Raw genomic sequence first — 15,088 nt, forward strand, 5'->3', positions numbered from 1 at the left:
CGTATTCCTTTGTATCATTGCTATAGTAAACTGGTTATAGGGTATGAAATGAACGGTTTGATTAATATATTAAACTATATTCGGTAAATTAATCAATGCTTTGTAAAATAACCAACTCCCTCGATCAAAATAGTGATAACCAGTGTGAGCCTTGTGGCTAAGTACGACATCCTTTGCGGCGGCTCGAAAATCGCGCTTATAATAATTTGCCTTTCATATTCATACCATAACGGCAGAGATGCCGTTTTTTTAATGAAAAAACAGTAGATAAATATATCGATACGACATATAATATATATCGATACGACACATATAGGAATGTGGTGATTCGGGCTTGTACGAATTGTTTGTCTTAGGAGAATTGATGACGGGCGAGAAGCATGGTTATATGCTGCAGGATGTTCTTAAAAATGCGGTCGGGCTTGGTCGGAAGATCAGTTCGGGGACTTTGTATCCACTGCTCTCTCGCATGACGGAAAGCGGATGGATCAATCTGCGGGTCGAAGAGGAAACGAAGGGAGGACGAACGAGAAAAATATATGAGATTACCGAAGCAGGGCGTGATCGTTTTCAGCTGTTGATGGCGGAGCCGCTTGATTTCATCCTGGATGCCGAAACGCAAAATGCATTCCGGTTCAAGATGGTGTACTTTCAATATGTGGACAAAGAAGTGCGCCTGGCTTGTCTGAAACAGTATCTGCTTATTCTCGAGAGGAGCGTAATACATGTATTACAATTCGAGTCGCATCTGTTAATACAAAAGCCGGAACCTGAGAAGCAGCGCGTCCAGCTGCTGCGGGTATTCGATCATCGCAAGCGTCTGGGCGAGGTTGAAATCGAGTGGATAAAGGAAGAAATCGAACGAGTCCGAACACAGCAGGACGAATGATCGGACATGAAGGCATTTGTCAAAAGGAGGATCGTATGGAACGAATATGGACGAAATCTTTTATCCAGATGACGTTGGGGATGCTGGTCTTATTTACGGGTTTTTATTTGCTTTTGCCTACAATGCCGCTTTTTATTAAAGAAATGGGTGGCAACGAATCGCAGGTCGGACTTGCGGTAGGGGTATTTACTTTAACGGCGGTTGTCTTTCGTCCGATTGTCGGGGGATTGCTGGATCGTTACGGCAGAAGACCGTTCATGATCTGGGGACTGCTATTCTTTATCCTTTCGATGTATCTTTACGATTGGGTAGGCACAATGGCGATTTTACTTGCTCTACGCGTGCTTCATGGTGCCAGTTGGGCTTTATCGACGACGGCAGTCAGCACTGCAATCACGGACATTATCCCGGCTTCGCGCCGTGGGGAGGGCATGGGTTGGTTCGGCATGGCGATGACGGTCGCTATGGCGATAGGTCCGATGCTGGGAATATGGGTGTTGGAGAACAGCTCGTTTCATGGCTTGTTTTTACTCGCAACAGGCCTATCTGCTGCAGCATTATTACTCGTTTTTTCAACCCGCATTCCTTTTAGCCCCCAAACGACCGATAGGAAGATCGTATTATTCGAGAGATCCGTACTGCCCGTTACGGCAGTGCTCTTCTTCGTAGCTGTCGCATACGGCGGGATCACGACTTTTTTACCGTTATTCGGAGCTTCGATTCAGGTAAACTCCGGAACATTCTTTTTGGTATACGCTGTATCGCTAACGCTGGCAAGGCCGGTTGCAGGCAGACTTTCCGATCGATTCGGCGAAGCCTATGTGATATTGCCGGCCCTGATTGTTACAGCATTGTCGTTGGTGGTACTGAGCTTCTCAAACGGACTGATCGGTGTTATTGTCGCTGCCGTTCTTTACGGGATCGGTTTCGGTTCCGCGCAGCCAGCTCTTCAAGCGGCTAATCTTACGCTAGCTCCTCCAGATAAAAGGGGTGTCGCCAGTGCTTCTTTTATGACCGCGTTTGATCTCGGCATTGGACTCGGTTCGATCATTCTCGGTTGGGTTGCCCAATATACCGGGTACAAGGTTGTGTTCATCGTTTGTGCGGTATCAGTATTCGTATCCGCAGGGGTGTTCATGCTATTTGTTAATCGACGTTTGTCGGAGAAACGGACTCATACGGGTTAAAGGAGAGAGCTTGCAAGGCATGCAAGAGGTAAAAACCTTTAGAATGGTGGGAAAAACGAGTTTTTGACCTGCAGCAAAACCCAGTCTTAACACTTTATTTTTGTGTTGTGGCTGGGCTTTTGTTTATTAGAAAATCAGAATCCAATACGGCGCAAGCAGCGAAAACAGAAGTGAAAAGGAAAAATTTCATTTACCTATTGAAAAACTTACAATACCGAGTATAATACTTGGTATAAGAATAGAAGCTTGCTTAAGTAACAAATTATATTCTGAATTTTAGTGGTTGAATCGAAAAACCTTTGATATAATGGATGTGAAAAGCTTTTCATTACAAATATAAGGTGAAACTAAATGAAATCAACCATTAAAGATGTAGCCCGAATGGCCAATGTCTCAATCAGTACCGTCTCAAGAGTATTGAATAATCCGGATATTGTTGTTAAAGATAAGCGCGATAAGGTATTACAGGCGGTCAAGGAACTGAATTATTCACCTAATGCTTTGGCAATAGGTCTGATTCACAAACGAACGAAGACTTTAGGTGTCCTCATTCCAGATATATCCAACTTGTTTTATGCGGAAGTGATCAAGGGTATGGAAGATGCGGCCCATGAAAGCGGTAATAACTTGATCATATGCAATACGGATAATAATGAAGAGCGAAGGCTATCCAGTCTGAAAGTGTTAAGCGAAAAGCAGATCGACGGCATCGTGTTCACCAGTGAACCTATATTTCCGGATAGCTATGAAGTATTCAAACGCTTAAATATCCCTATCGTTCTTGCTGCTACCCACAGTCTGGAGTATGATATTCCATCGGTCAAGGTCGATGACGAGCAAGCAGCCTATGATGCGACTGATTATTTGATCAAGAAGGGTCATACGAAGATTGGAATGATCAGTGGTTCAATGCTCGATCCGATATCCGGTTTGCCAAGAATTCAAGGTTTTCTGCGTGCTCATAGAGCACATAACATCGAACTTGTTCCGGAGGATCGCATTGAATATGGCAAATACCTTTTTGAAGACAGCTACAAGGCGATGAAAGCATTACATACGAAGTTCCCAGAGATGACGGCCGTATTTGCAACTAGTGACGAAAGAGCACTTGCGGCGATTTCCTATCTGCATGAACACAAGGTGAAAATACCGGATGAAGTTTCAGTAATCGGCTTTGACAACACGCGGATGGCGGGAATGTGTTTCCCAAAGCTGACTACAGTTGCCCAGCCTCTGTATGAGATGGGTTCGCAGGCAATTAAAATGTTGGACAGTTTAATAAATGGCGTTGCGTTGGATGAAATGAGGTCCTATATGAACCACTGGATCGTGGAACGGGATTCGGTTAAACAATTTAATCAGGTGTAGCAATTGAGAATGGAGACTGGAAAGGGGTTCTGATGAAGAGCCTTGCAGTTTCTGAAAAGCTTTTCAGAGAAGCTTTCATTCTTTTTTATAAAAATGAAAACAAAACTAATTTGGAGGTCTGAAAACAAATGAAGAACAAATTATTGAACACAGCATTAATTGTATCCATGTCTGCGGGGCTTGCTGCCTGCGGCGGAGAAGCTCCTTCCAAACAAGCTGCTCCTCAAGACAGCAGTCCAACGAAAGAAACCAAACCATCGGCTGAAAAGGTGAAAATTGTATTCGGACAAGGTGCAGATCAAACCGAGGGAACGAAAAAGCTAGTTGCGGCGTTCCAGGCAAAGTTTCCTAATATTGAAGTGGAATTGCGCGACTTCCCGAATGACTCTTCGCAAACACATGATCAGCTCGTAACGATTTTGGGCGGCAAATCGGCGGAGGTGGATGTTATCAATCTGGACGTGGTATGGCCAGCGGAGTTCGCACAAGCCGGATTTATCCTTCCACTTGACCGGTTGATCAAAGACGATAATGTAGATCTGAGCAAATACCTTAAAGCAGGAGTCGAATCCGGATATTTCAACGGCCAGCAATGGGCGCTTCCACGCTATAATAACTCAGGGTTGTTGTACTACCGGAAAGATTTGGTGAAAGACGTACCAAAAACCTGGGATGATCTGATCAAGCAGGCAGAGCAGTTGAAGGGCCAAGGTGGTACTCAGTACGGTTTTGTTACGCAAGCGAAGCAGTATGAGGGATTATCGGTCAGTTTTACAGAACTGGTTAGTGCTTACGGCGGTAAAATTATCGATGATAAAGGCAATGTAACCGTGAACAGCCCAGAATCGCTTAAGGGATTGAAGCAGCTTGTGAGAATCGCCAAGTCTCCTGCAGTACCGTCGAATCTGAACACCTTTACGGAAAAAGAAACCTTGACCGCATTCATGGAAGGAAGTGCTGTGTTCGCCCGCCATTGGCCGGCTTTATACGCACAAGCAAATGATCCGAAAGTATCCAAGGTAGCTGGCAATGTTGGCATCGCTCCACTTCCTTCAGGAGATGCGCGTTCAGCGGCTGCACTGGGAGGTTGGCTTGCAGCAATTAACAAATACTCCAAGCATCCGAAGGAGTCATGGGAGTTCCTGAAATTCATGGTCAGCGCTGAGGGGGAGAAGATAATCGCAATCAACAGCACACAAACGCCTACCTATCTTCCACTGTTTGACGATGCTGACGTGCAGAAAGCAAGCCCATTGTTTGCGAATCGTGATTTTGTTAACGGTCTGAGCAGCGCGATTCCAAGGACAATTACACCGCAATATGCAAAAATCTCCGGCATTATCCAAGTGGAAGTGTCCAAAGCGATTGCAGGCGAGCAAACACCGGAACAGACTTTAACTAACCTGGAAACACAAATCAAGCAGGCAGTTGCTGCGAAGTAAGATAAAGAGGCGAAATAACAATAGAATGGAGGGTCATACAGCAGGATGACTCTTCATTTTTTCCTGTTACGATACGGCTAAAGGCAGGTGACCCCGAAATGTTCAAACGAATCGGTTTAACAAAAGAAAGCAGGACGGCCTATGTATTGATTTTGCCCGCAGTGCTTTTAATTTGTGCTATTGCCATTTGGCCGGTTATGCGTTCCATCTGGATCAGTTTATATGATATTCGGTTAAACGATCCGACTAAAAGCGAGATTCATACCGTGTACGCGTTGGATATGGAGAAATACGCAGAAACCTTACCGATATTATTAAAAACACTGGAGACCGAGGCGGGTGCAGGTGGCCGAGCGGGTACCGAATTAGAGCCGTTAAGATTGAAAACGGAACAAATCCGCAAGGAATTGGAGACAGACCCGGCGATAAAAGACAGGTATGAGCAGATTGACAGGCTATTATATGATTTTAAACCGGTACCAGAGCAGCTGAAATACATGAAACTCGATAATGACAAGGCAGCCCGGATGAAATCTGAGCTTAGTGTCATTCGCAGCAGCTTGGTGCAGTTGAAAGAAAAAGGAATGATGAAACGGCCTGACGATGCGATTGGATTAACGAACGCACTCCAAGGGACCTTTATCGAACCGAACTTTGTCGGCTTGGACCATTATAAAAAATTTCTGACGGATAGTCGTCTATGGCAATCTATCGGTAATACATCCTTGTTTACGGTTTATGCCGTTTCGATGGAAATGCTGTTTGGCCTGCTGATAGCACTCCTGATCAATCGTTCTTTCCGGGGACGCGGTCTTGTGCGAGCGGCGGTTCTGATCCCTTGGGCTACACCAACTGCCATTTCGGCTATGATCTGGCACTTTCTCTACGATGGTCAGAACGGTATTGTGGCAAAGCTGTTTGCTGAAACGGGCTTTATACCACAAATGAGTACATTGCTGTCTACCAAGTCTGGAGCAATGTTCTCTATTGTTCTTGCGGATACGTGGAAGACGTCACCCTTTGTCGCTCTACTGCTGCTGGCGGGACTTCAAACCATATCCGGCTCCTTGTATGAGGCGGCCCAGGTTGATGGAGCGAATCGGTGGAAACAGTTCATTCATATTACGCTGCCTTCTTTAAAAACCACGATCCTCGTTGCGGTCATGTTTCGTACACTGGATGCCTTCCGTGTATTTGACCTGATTTATGTGCTGACAGGTGGCGGACCGGCCAATTCGACAGAATCGATATCCATCTATGCTTACAAAACGATGTTTTCCGAGCTTAACTTTGGGGCAGGCTCTGCGTTGTCTGTTATCGTGTTTCTATGTATCGCCATCATATGTATGATCTATGTAAAAATATTAGGCGCCGATGCAGTCAGCAAACGCGGGAGTTAGGAGGTATGCGCAATGGTTAAAAAAGCAGGCTTTCTTTTCTATTTAGGTGTCACGGTTTTTGTGGGGGCGGCCATGTTTCCTTTCATGTGGATTTTCCTGGCTTCCATTAAGCAAACTGCGTATCTGTATGGAACGTATGCTTTTGATATATTCGTCCCTGGTTATACATGGGATAACTATGTTCGCGTTTTTGTTAATCATCCGTTTGGCCGTTATTTGCTCAACAGCTTTTCGATAGCAGGTCTGACCATGATTTACAGTCTGATCGTCGCGTCCTTTGCGGCATATGCGATTGCCCGGCTTCACTTTTGGGGGAAATCTGTCTTTTTGGGCGTACTGCTTGCTGTTTCGATGTTTCCGCAAATTGCCACGATTTCTCCGATTTTTTTGTTTATGCAGGCTACAGGTCTGCGGAATACTTATTTGGGACTTATTATCCCTTATACGACGTTCGCGCTGCCATTATCCATTTGGTATATGACAACCTTTTTTCAAAAAATACCGTACGAGCTTGAGGAAGCGGCCAAGGTCGATGGAGCCTCGATTATGCAAACCTTTTGGAAAATCCTGCTTCCTCTCGCAGCACCTGGACTATTTACAACCGCGATTATTGTGTTTGTTGACGCCTGGCATGAATTTCTCTTCGCTTTAACGATCAACTCCAAACAAGATATGATGACAGTACCTGTAGGTATTGCGATGTTCCAGGGAGAATTTACTTTTCCATGGGGCGAGATTTCGGCAGCGGCCATAACGGTAACGATACCAATCGTCATCCTGGTGCTTATATTCCAAAGACATATTATTTCAGGCTTAACCTCCGGTGCAGTGAAAGAATAAAGCGCCGCAGCAGCCAAGAGGAGACAAAACAATGAAAAAACCTAACATCTTATTTATGATATCACACGATACAGGTAGGTATTTGGGCTGCTATGGCCGAACAGTAGAAACCCCATCGATTGATGCTTTGGCGGAAAAGGGGGTACGCTTCGATCAATATTTTTGCCCCGCTCCCCAGTGCAGTCCGAGCCGTGGAAGTATATTGACCGGATTGTATCCGCATAACCATGGGATGATCGGTTTAGCCCATTTGGGATTTTCAATGCATCCGGGTGTAGCGACCTTGCCTAAGGAGCTCGGCAAACAAGGCTACGAAACAGCATTGATTGGCTTCAGCCATGAAACGATAGACGAACCGGACAGCCGATTAACCTCATCCACCTCCAAACTTGGTTATGACAAGGTACTGCCGGTTCCTGGAGACAGGGGACCTCAAGTCGCTGACAGGGTCTTGGACTATTTACATGAAAAAGCTGAAGCCAAGGATGAAAAGCCTTTTTTTGCGTCAGTGGGCTTTTTTGAAACACATCGGGATTTTGATGAATATGAAGCGGTCGCTGACCCGGTGGATAGAGTAGTGCCGCCATCTTATTTGCCGGATACACCCCAGGTTCGGGAAGATTTTGCGCTGCTGCACGGCTCTGCCAAAGTGCTGGATCAAAGCATAGGCCGCATACTCCGTGGATTGGAAGAAAGCGGATTGAGCGATAACACGCTTGTGATTTATACGACTGATCACGGTATAGCCTTCCCGAGAGCGAAGGGGACGCTGATGGATGCGGGCTTGGAAACGGCTTTAATTATGTATTATCCCGGACAGATAGCCGGAGGACTTGTAATGAATCAGCTGCTTTGTAATATAGATTTAATGCCCACATTGCTTGAATTTGCGGGAGCGGAAATTCCTCAGGGGCTTGATGGAAGCAGCTTTCTCGGTTTGTTTAAGTCGGACACACAAGTAAAGCCAAGAGACCATTTTTTTTCCGAATTGACCTGGCATGATCAATACCATCCGATGAGAGGCGTTAGAACAGAAAGCTATAAATATATCCGCAACTTTGAAGACGGACCTTCTGTTTATCTTCCTCTAGACATTCACCGCAGCCTTTCGGGGCAAGTCGTAAGGGAGGAATACTACAAGCCTAATGTGCCGGAGGAGCTGTACAGCTTGCAGGATGATCCTCTTGAAACTAACAATCTTGTCCACGTTCCGGAATACCAACAGGTATTGAAAGAGCTTCGAGACAAGGTGGAGGTTTGGATGAAGACTACGAATGATCCTCTCCTGAATGGAACGGTGACGGGACTTGCAGCACCGGAGTGGCAGGAGCAATTGGATAACGGGTCCGCTTATGGAGCTAAAAAGTAGCGGTGAGATCATACTTCAATGCAATATAATAAGATACAAACTAAAACCTCTGTAATTTCAGAGGTTTTTTAGTTTGATCTTGTGAAAAGGGGATTGACACATAAAACATCACGAAATATAATGATGAGGAAACCGGTTTACTAAATTTTATATTTCTATCACACAATTAAACATCGTCGCTGATTAGTAATCTAAACGAAATTTTTATTTTTCTAAGGGTACGTTGATCTAGTTTATTTAATCTAGAAAAATAACAATTAGTAAACCGGTACACTAAATATTTTATTTATGTCAGAAAGGATGAGTCTTAATGAATATTATCGTATTAATCAAGCAAACCTTAGACACGGAAGAAAAAATTACGCTGCAAGACGGTAAAATTAACGAAGACGGGGTCAAATTTATTCTTAACCCTTATGATGAATATGCGGTTGAGGAGGCGCTTCAGTTAAAAGAATCCCATGGCGGAGAAGTAACAGTTGTGGCTATAGGGCCGGCTCGCACGGATAGCGCTCTGCGTCATGCATTGGCAATGGGGGTTGACTTCGCTGTATGTGTAGAGGATGAATCGTCTATACAGGATGATTACGTATTGTCCAAAATATTAGCTGCTGCAATTAAAAAAAAGGGGTCCTTTGATATCATTCTGGGTGGATACATGACCATTGATAATGGGTCGACACAAATGGGTCCCCGTGTAGCGCAAGAGTTGGATATTGCTTTTATTTCTGCGGTGACGAACTTGAAAATTGATGGAAACAAGGTGCTGGCACAAAGAGATGCAGAAGGGAATACGGAGAACATAGAATCGTCATTGCCTATCCTGATTACTGCACAGCAGGGATTAAACGAACCCCGTTATCCATCTTTACCAGGTATTATGAAGGCGAAGAAAAAGAGCATCGATCGATATTCCCTGCAGGATTTGGGTCTTTCCACGGAGGATGTGAACTCGATGATAGAATATGTTGATGTGTATTTGCCTCCGAAGAAAGGTGAGGTTAAACTGCTGGAGGGCGATGCTGATGAGCAAGTAGACCAGTTGATCGCACTTTTTCCTAATCTATTAAAGCTGAATTAATTAACGTTATTAACCATAGGAAGGATTGAAAAGAGATGACAAAAAACGTTCTGGTTGTAACCGAAATACGTGATGGGAAATTAAGAAAAGTATCCCTGGAAGTGCTCAGTGCAGCAAAAAGGATGGCAGATGGTGGTAAAGTTACTGCAATTATCATCGATAATAACAATCAAGAATTGTTCAGTCTATTGGCTCATTATGGAGCAGATCAAATATTCGCGGTTTCCTCCAATCAACAAGATAACAATCCCACTGAGCTTTGTTGTGACGCACTCGCGACTATAAGTAGCCGAGTAAATCCGGATGCCATATTGCTCGGACATACCTCTATCGGCAAAGATGCAGCGCCGCTATTTGCAGCCCATATAGGAACAGCCTTGATTTCCGATTGTATTGACATCGAGGTAAATGGAGACTCCGTTGTATGTACGAGCCCGATTTATTCAGGTAAAGCTTTTCACAAAGCAAGGATTAAAGAGGGGATTATTATGGCTACCATACGCCCCAACAACATCCGAATTGAGGAACCTGACACGAGTCGTACTGCAGAAATTATTAACTACGCTATCGAGCATAGAAACGTTCGAACCGAGCTGAAAAGTGTCATCCGCAAAGCATCGGACAGCATTGACCTCAGCGAAGCGAAAATTATTGTTTCGGGTGGGCGAGGGGTTAAGAGCGCAGATGGCTTTAAACCACTTTACGAATTAGCCGAAGTGGTTGGAGGTGCTGTCGGGGCTTCACGTGCAGCTTGTGACGCCGGATACTGCGATTACTCATTACAGATCGGTCAAACGGGGAAAGTGGTTACCCCCGATCTCTATTTGGCCTGCGGGATTTCCGGCGCGATCCAGCACATAGCAGGGATGTCCAACTCGAAAGCTATTGTTGCTATTAATACTGACCCGGAAGCCCCGATTTTTAAAGTCGCCGATTATGGAATCGTTGGCGATTTATCTCAAGTCATTCCTATCCTGAGGGAAAAGCTGCGAAAGTTGAGCCATTAAGCTTACATTTCAGAATCATTTTGTAAGGGAAAGAAAGGAGTGGACGTATGGTATCCCTGTTCAACTTTGTTGTTGTCCTCCTTTTAACAGGTTGTGCGCTATATATATTCGCGAATTTGATCTACAGCCGTGTTTCATTTATTAAATTGGGGAAACCTGCGAATTTACAAAAAGATTATGCACAACGTATCCATGAAGTGCTCGTTAATGTTTTCGGACAAAAGAAATTATTAAAAGACAAGAAAAGCGGAATGATGCACGTTATTATGTTTTATGGCTTTATCATTTTACAGTTTGGAGCCCTGGAGCTGATTCTAAAAGGTTTTTTCAAAGGGTTCGAATATCCGCTGGGAGATACACACCCCTATTTCAGTTTCCTTCAGGAAATCACAACTTTTCTAGTGCTTTTGGCTACGCTGTATGCTTTTTATCGGCGTTATATCGAAAAATTGGAGCGATTGAACCGTACATTCAAATCCGGAATAGTCATTATCTTTCTATCGGTTTTAATGTTCTCCATCTTGATGAGCCTGTCCTTTGAACAACTTTGGCTAGGACATTCGGGCGCATTTGCGGCTCCGATCTCATCAGCGATTGCTTCTTTGTTTCAAGGCATGAGCACTCATGCGGCGGCAGCATGGTTTTATGTATTTTGGTATGTTCATTTGATCACGCTGCTTGCGTTTGCAGTTTATGTGCCACAATCCAAGCATGCACATGTGTTTTTTGCGCCAGTTAACATTTATTTACGCGACTCCAAGCCCGCAGGCCAATTGACAACCATTAGCTTTGAGGACGAAACGCAGGAGGTTTACGGGGTTGGGAAAATTGAAGATTTTCGACAAAATCAGCTTATTGATCTATATGCCTGTGTAGAGTGCGGTCGCTGTACGAATATGTGTCCGGCTTCGGGTACCGGTAAGACGCTATCTCCTATGGATCTTATTGTGAAAATGAGAGACCACCTTACGGATAAAGGAGCCGCGGTCACCTCCCGGAATCCATGGATTCCAGGTATGGCTCCCAGTCAAAGCAATGCTTCAGCAAATCTGATCGGAGATGTCATTACAGAGGAAGAGCTGTGGGCATGTACAACATGTCGCAATTGTGAGGACCAGTGTCCGGTAGCCAACGAACATGTCGATAAGATTGTAGATATGCGCAGATATTTGGTGCTTACTGAAGGGAAAATGCCGTCAGAGGCTTCTCGGTACTTCCAAAACATTGAGCGACAAAGCAATCCTTGGGGCATTAACAGGAATGAGAGGATTCGTTGGCGAGAAGGAAGGGATGACATCGTGGTTCCTATAATCGATGAGGTTGTCGAATTCGAATATTTATTCTTTGTGGGGTCTATGGGCTCTTTTGATCTCAGAAGCCAAAAAATCGCACAATCGTTTGCCAGGATTCTTAATGTTGCCGGCATTAAGTTCGCTGTGTTGGGTAATGAGGAGGTTAATTCCGGGGACACGGCTAGACGTATGGGTAATGAGTTCTTGTTCCAGCAGCTATGTCAGGAAAACATTGAAGTCTTCCGGTTCTATGATATCAAAAAGATAGTAACGATATGCCCGCATACGTATAACACATTTAAAAATGAGTATCCCGAATTTGGTTTGAAGGCAGAAATATTTCATCATACCGAAATTATCTGGAAGCTGTTACAGGAAGGACGCATCCAACCTACCAAGGAAGTCAAAGAAATCGTTGCTTATCATGATTCTTGTTATATTGGGCGTTATAACCATATCTATGATATTCCGCGCGAGATTTTAAGGATGATTCCCGGGATTGAGATCGTTGAAATGGAACGCAACCGGCAGGACGCATTATGCTGCGGTGCTGGCGGTGGGATGATGTGGCTGGAAGAAAAGCAAGGGAAGCGTATCAACATCGAACGGACGGAACAGGCGATTCAACTGAACCCGACGATCATTGGGTCAAATTGTCCGTATTGCCTGACGATGTTTAGTGATGGGATCAAAGCCAAAGAAGCTGATAACACAGTTAAAGCATTGGATATTACGGAAATTGTCGAAAGATCCTTATAATCAGTGTTCAAAAGAATAATATTGACAGTAAAACAGTAAAATACTACACTATTGTAGTGTACCGGTTTACTAATAAATTCCGTTTTGTCCTGTTACAAAAATGTGTGATAGAGGTGAGGCGCATGCTAAAGGATATTCAATTGTTAAGTTTCACTCACTTTCTTCAGGGCCCGTCAGCAGTGCAAATTTTAGGTGATTTAGGTGCAGATGTCATTAAAATTGAGAACGTCAATGGTGCCTTTGAGCGACAATGGGCTGGGGCAGAAGCATTTATTCATTCTGAGAGCGTTTTCTTTTTGCTGGCTGGAAGAAACCAACGGAGCTTAAGTATCGATCTTAAGGATGAAGCAGGCAAAGCGATTATTTGGGATTTAATGAAGCAGGCGGATGTGATCGTCGAGAATTTTCGACCAGGCGTTATGGATCGGCTGGGGTTCGGATATGAAGCGGTATCCGAGTTCAATCCGGGCATTGTATATTGCTCATGCTCCGGTTTTGGATCTTCTGGCCCTTACAAAGATAGGCCTGGACAAGATTTGTTAATTCAATCAATGAGCGGATTGGCGATGCTAAGCGGACGCAGCGGTGACCCGCCTATTCCGGTCGGGACGGCAATCGTCGATCAACATGCTGCTGTATTGGCTGCAATGGGTGTGCTGGTGGCGCTATATGAAAGAACAAAAACGGGCATCGGAAAAAAAGTGGAAAGCAACTTGCTCAGCGCAGCTCTTGACTTGCAAATTGAACCGATCAATTATTTTGCGAACAATGCGACACTTTATGATCGGAGTGCTTCGGGTATTGCAACGAAATTCCATCAAGCGCCTTACGGCATTTATGAGACGGCAGACAGGCATATATGTTTATCTATGAATTCATTGAGTCATTTATCCAAAGCTTTTTCGGACAATGATTTTCTGCAATGGACTTCGAGTGATCAATACAAAAAGCGTGAGTTTATTAATTCCAGAGTTACGGAACATCTGAAGAAGGAGGATTTCGATCATTGGTCACAAGTGTTTGATGAGATTGGTATATGGTATGCGGAAGTCAACAATTATGAAAAAGTGATGAACGATCCGCAGGTCGTATGGAACGATTCCTTCGTCAGTTTTGATCACCCGCGAGCAGGGACGGTGAAGCTTCTAGCACATCCCGTGAAATATGATGGTAAGGTTCCGGCTGTCACCAGAGTGCCACCAAGATTAGGTGAGCATACCGAGGAAATATTAACGGAGCTTGGATATGGGATGGAGCAAATCAACGAACTCGAAAGCACGGGAGTCGTACGAATTATGCAAAAAGATAATCTAAAAGTAGAGGGTTAGACCACCCTTGCGGTGGTACAACATACTTCAATAGAAAGAGGGATTCGTATGGGAGAGAAAATAGGTGTTGGTCTTATAGGCTGTGGTGCCATCTCCAAGGCGCACATCCAAGCGATTCAGGAATTGCCCGATCTGAACCTTATAGGCGTTACTGATCGCGACGTTTCGTTGGCAGCGCGTATTGCTGAATCAACAAATACGAAATCTTATCCGAATAGTATCGATTTGGTTTCAGATCCTGACATCAACCTGGTGGTGTTATTAACCCCTCCGTATTATCACGAGGAATTGATTTCGCTTTGTGCCAGCCACGGCAAGCATATTTTAGCTGAGAAGCCAGTTGGCGTTGATATGAACAAAATAAAAACGTATGTAGATTTGTGCAAGCAAAAGGGAACACAACTATCTGTCGTATCCCAGCATCGATTTGACCCTTCGGCATTATTTCTTCGTGAGAAAATCGACCAGCAAAAGCTTGGCAAGCTTATCACAGCTAACTGCACCGTTCATTGGCATAGGCCAAAGTCCTATTATGATTCATGGCACAGAAGCAAAAGCCTGGCTGGCGGGGGAGTTCTCGTCGTTCAAGCGATCCATACCATCGACTTGATGCTATGGTATATGGGGGATGTAGAGGCGGTGTTCGGATTTACGGACAGAGCTGTTCATACCGACATTGAAGTCGAAGATACCGCGGTAGCCTGCCTGAAATTTAAAAGTGGAGCACATGGGATGATAAGCGCTACAACAGGTACTTATCCCGGATATCCATCCCAACTCGATATATTCGGAAGCTCTGGCTCCATCAGCATCGTGGGAGATGAAGTCTCCTTTTACAGCTCCAGATTAGATCAGGAGAAAAGTATAACCCATGGATTAAAGGGTGAGACGAATTTGGATCATGGGAACATATCTGTTGCTTCATTGAAAGCACAATATAAGGATGTATGGTCGGCCATTCGCAATCAATCCACACCTGTTGTTACCGGTGATGAAGCGGCCAAAACCTTTACTATACTGGAGGCGATCTACGAGTCTTCACGAGCTGGCAAAGCAATCAGGCTTTAACCATGTAACTACGTCTTTCGCTAAATCGGCAGAGTTTACCGTCAATGATTAGTTAATA

12 protein-coding genes are annotated in these 15,088 nt (G+C 44.5%); all 12 read left to right on the top strand.

The genetic code is table 11. The annotated features are described in order from the left end of the window. Positions 1-334 precede the first annotated feature (334 nt). The 12 genes from OB236_RS25720 (at position 335) to OB236_RS25775 (ending at position 15,030) form a co-directional block, all read left to right on the top strand. Positions 335-889 carry a PadR family transcriptional regulator gene (locus OB236_RS25720; protein WP_262686504.1) on the top strand — a complete coding sequence of 185 codons (555 nt, stop codon included), beginning with the start codon at positions 335-337 and terminating at the stop codon, positions 887-889. Positions 890-924: 35 nt separating this feature from the next. Next, positions 925-2,076, top strand: coding sequence for an MFS transporter (locus tag OB236_RS25725; RefSeq protein WP_262686505.1), 1,152 nt, complete (start codon positions 925-927; stop codon positions 2,074-2,076). Between the two features lie 351 nt (positions 2,077-2,427). Next, on the top strand, positions 2,428-3,444 hold the full coding sequence (locus OB236_RS25730; RefSeq protein ID WP_262686506.1) for a LacI family DNA-binding transcriptional regulator: 1,017 nt from the start codon (positions 2,428-2,430) through the stop codon (positions 3,442-3,444). Between the two features lie 128 nt (positions 3,445-3,572). Continuing rightward, positions 3,573-4,886 carry an ABC transporter substrate-binding protein gene (locus tag OB236_RS25735; RefSeq protein WP_262686507.1) on the top strand — a complete coding sequence of 438 codons (1,314 nt, stop codon included), beginning with the start codon at positions 3,573-3,575 and terminating at the stop codon, positions 4,884-4,886. Positions 4,887-4,984: 98 nt separating this feature from the next. Beyond that, positions 4,985-6,286 carry a carbohydrate ABC transporter permease gene (locus tag OB236_RS25740; protein WP_262686508.1) on the top strand — a complete coding sequence of 434 codons (1,302 nt, stop codon included), beginning with the start codon at positions 4,985-4,987 and terminating at the stop codon, positions 6,284-6,286. Between the two features lie 12 nt (positions 6,287-6,298). After that, positions 6,299-7,126: a carbohydrate ABC transporter permease gene (locus OB236_RS25745; RefSeq protein WP_262686509.1), complete on the top strand. Its 828-nt coding sequence runs from the start codon at positions 6,299-6,301 to the stop codon at positions 7,124-7,126. Positions 7,127-7,157: 31 nt separating this feature from the next. After that, the gene (locus tag OB236_RS25750; protein WP_262686510.1) at positions 7,158-8,495 is read left to right on the top strand and encodes a sulfatase family protein; all 1,338 of its coding nucleotides are present in this window, start codon (positions 7,158-7,160) and stop codon (positions 8,493-8,495) included. A gap of 310 nt (positions 8,496-8,805) precedes the next feature. Next, on the top strand, positions 8,806-9,576 hold the full coding sequence (locus OB236_RS25755; RefSeq protein ID WP_262686511.1) for an electron transfer flavoprotein subunit beta/FixA family protein: 771 nt from the start codon (positions 8,806-8,808) through the stop codon (positions 9,574-9,576). A gap of 35 nt (positions 9,577-9,611) precedes the next feature. Further along, positions 9,612-10,583 carry an electron transfer flavoprotein subunit alpha/FixB family protein gene (locus tag OB236_RS25760; protein WP_262686512.1) on the top strand — a complete coding sequence of 324 codons (972 nt, stop codon included), beginning with the start codon at positions 9,612-9,614 and terminating at the stop codon, positions 10,581-10,583. Positions 10,584-10,630: 47 nt separating this feature from the next. Continuing rightward, positions 10,631-12,634, top strand: coding sequence for a (Fe-S)-binding protein (locus OB236_RS25765; protein WP_262686513.1), 2,004 nt, complete (start codon positions 10,631-10,633; stop codon positions 12,632-12,634). A gap of 122 nt (positions 12,635-12,756) precedes the next feature. After that, positions 12,757-13,962 carry a CaiB/BaiF CoA transferase family protein gene (locus tag OB236_RS25770; RefSeq protein WP_262686514.1) on the top strand — a complete coding sequence of 402 codons (1,206 nt, stop codon included), beginning with the start codon at positions 12,757-12,759 and terminating at the stop codon, positions 13,960-13,962. A gap of 48 nt (positions 13,963-14,010) precedes the next feature. Then, positions 14,011-15,030 carry a Gfo/Idh/MocA family protein gene (locus OB236_RS25775; RefSeq protein ID WP_262686516.1) on the top strand — a complete coding sequence of 340 codons (1,020 nt, stop codon included), beginning with the start codon at positions 14,011-14,013 and terminating at the stop codon, positions 15,028-15,030. Positions 15,031-15,088 lie beyond the last annotated feature (58 nt).

It is taken from the genome of Paenibacillus baimaensis (assembly GCF_025567575.1).

Bases quoted from the DNA above. Each gene is read 5' to 3' on its own strand.
- OB236_RS25725 (WP_262686505.1), top strand. From the start codon at position 925: ATGGAACGAATATGGACGAAATCTTTTATCCAGATGACGTTGGGGATG.
- OB236_RS25730 (WP_262686506.1), top strand. From the start codon at position 2,428: ATGAAATCAACCATTAAAGATGTAGCCCGAATGGCCAATGTCTCAATC.
- OB236_RS25735 (WP_262686507.1), top strand. From the start codon at position 3,573: ATGAAGAACAAATTATTGAACACAGCATTAATTGTATCCATGTCTGCG.
- OB236_RS25740 (WP_262686508.1), top strand. From the start codon at position 4,985: ATGTTCAAACGAATCGGTTTAACAAAAGAAAGCAGGACGGCCTATGTA.
- OB236_RS25745 (WP_262686509.1), top strand. From the start codon at position 6,299: ATGGTTAAAAAAGCAGGCTTTCTTTTCTATTTAGGTGTCACGGTTTTT.
- OB236_RS25750 (WP_262686510.1), top strand. From the start codon at position 7,158: ATGAAAAAACCTAACATCTTATTTATGATATCACACGATACAGGTAGG.
- OB236_RS25755 (WP_262686511.1), top strand. From the start codon at position 8,806: ATGAATATTATCGTATTAATCAAGCAAACCTTAGACACGGAAGAAAAA.
- OB236_RS25760 (WP_262686512.1), top strand. From the start codon at position 9,612: ATGACAAAAAACGTTCTGGTTGTAACCGAAATACGTGATGGGAAATTA.
- OB236_RS25765 (WP_262686513.1), top strand. From the start codon at position 10,631: ATGGTATCCCTGTTCAACTTTGTTGTTGTCCTCCTTTTAACAGGTTGT.
- OB236_RS25770 (WP_262686514.1), top strand. From the start codon at position 12,757: ATGCTAAAGGATATTCAATTGTTAAGTTTCACTCACTTTCTTCAGGGC.
- OB236_RS25775 (WP_262686516.1), top strand. From the start codon at position 14,011: ATGGGAGAGAAAATAGGTGTTGGTCTTATAGGCTGTGGTGCCATCTCC.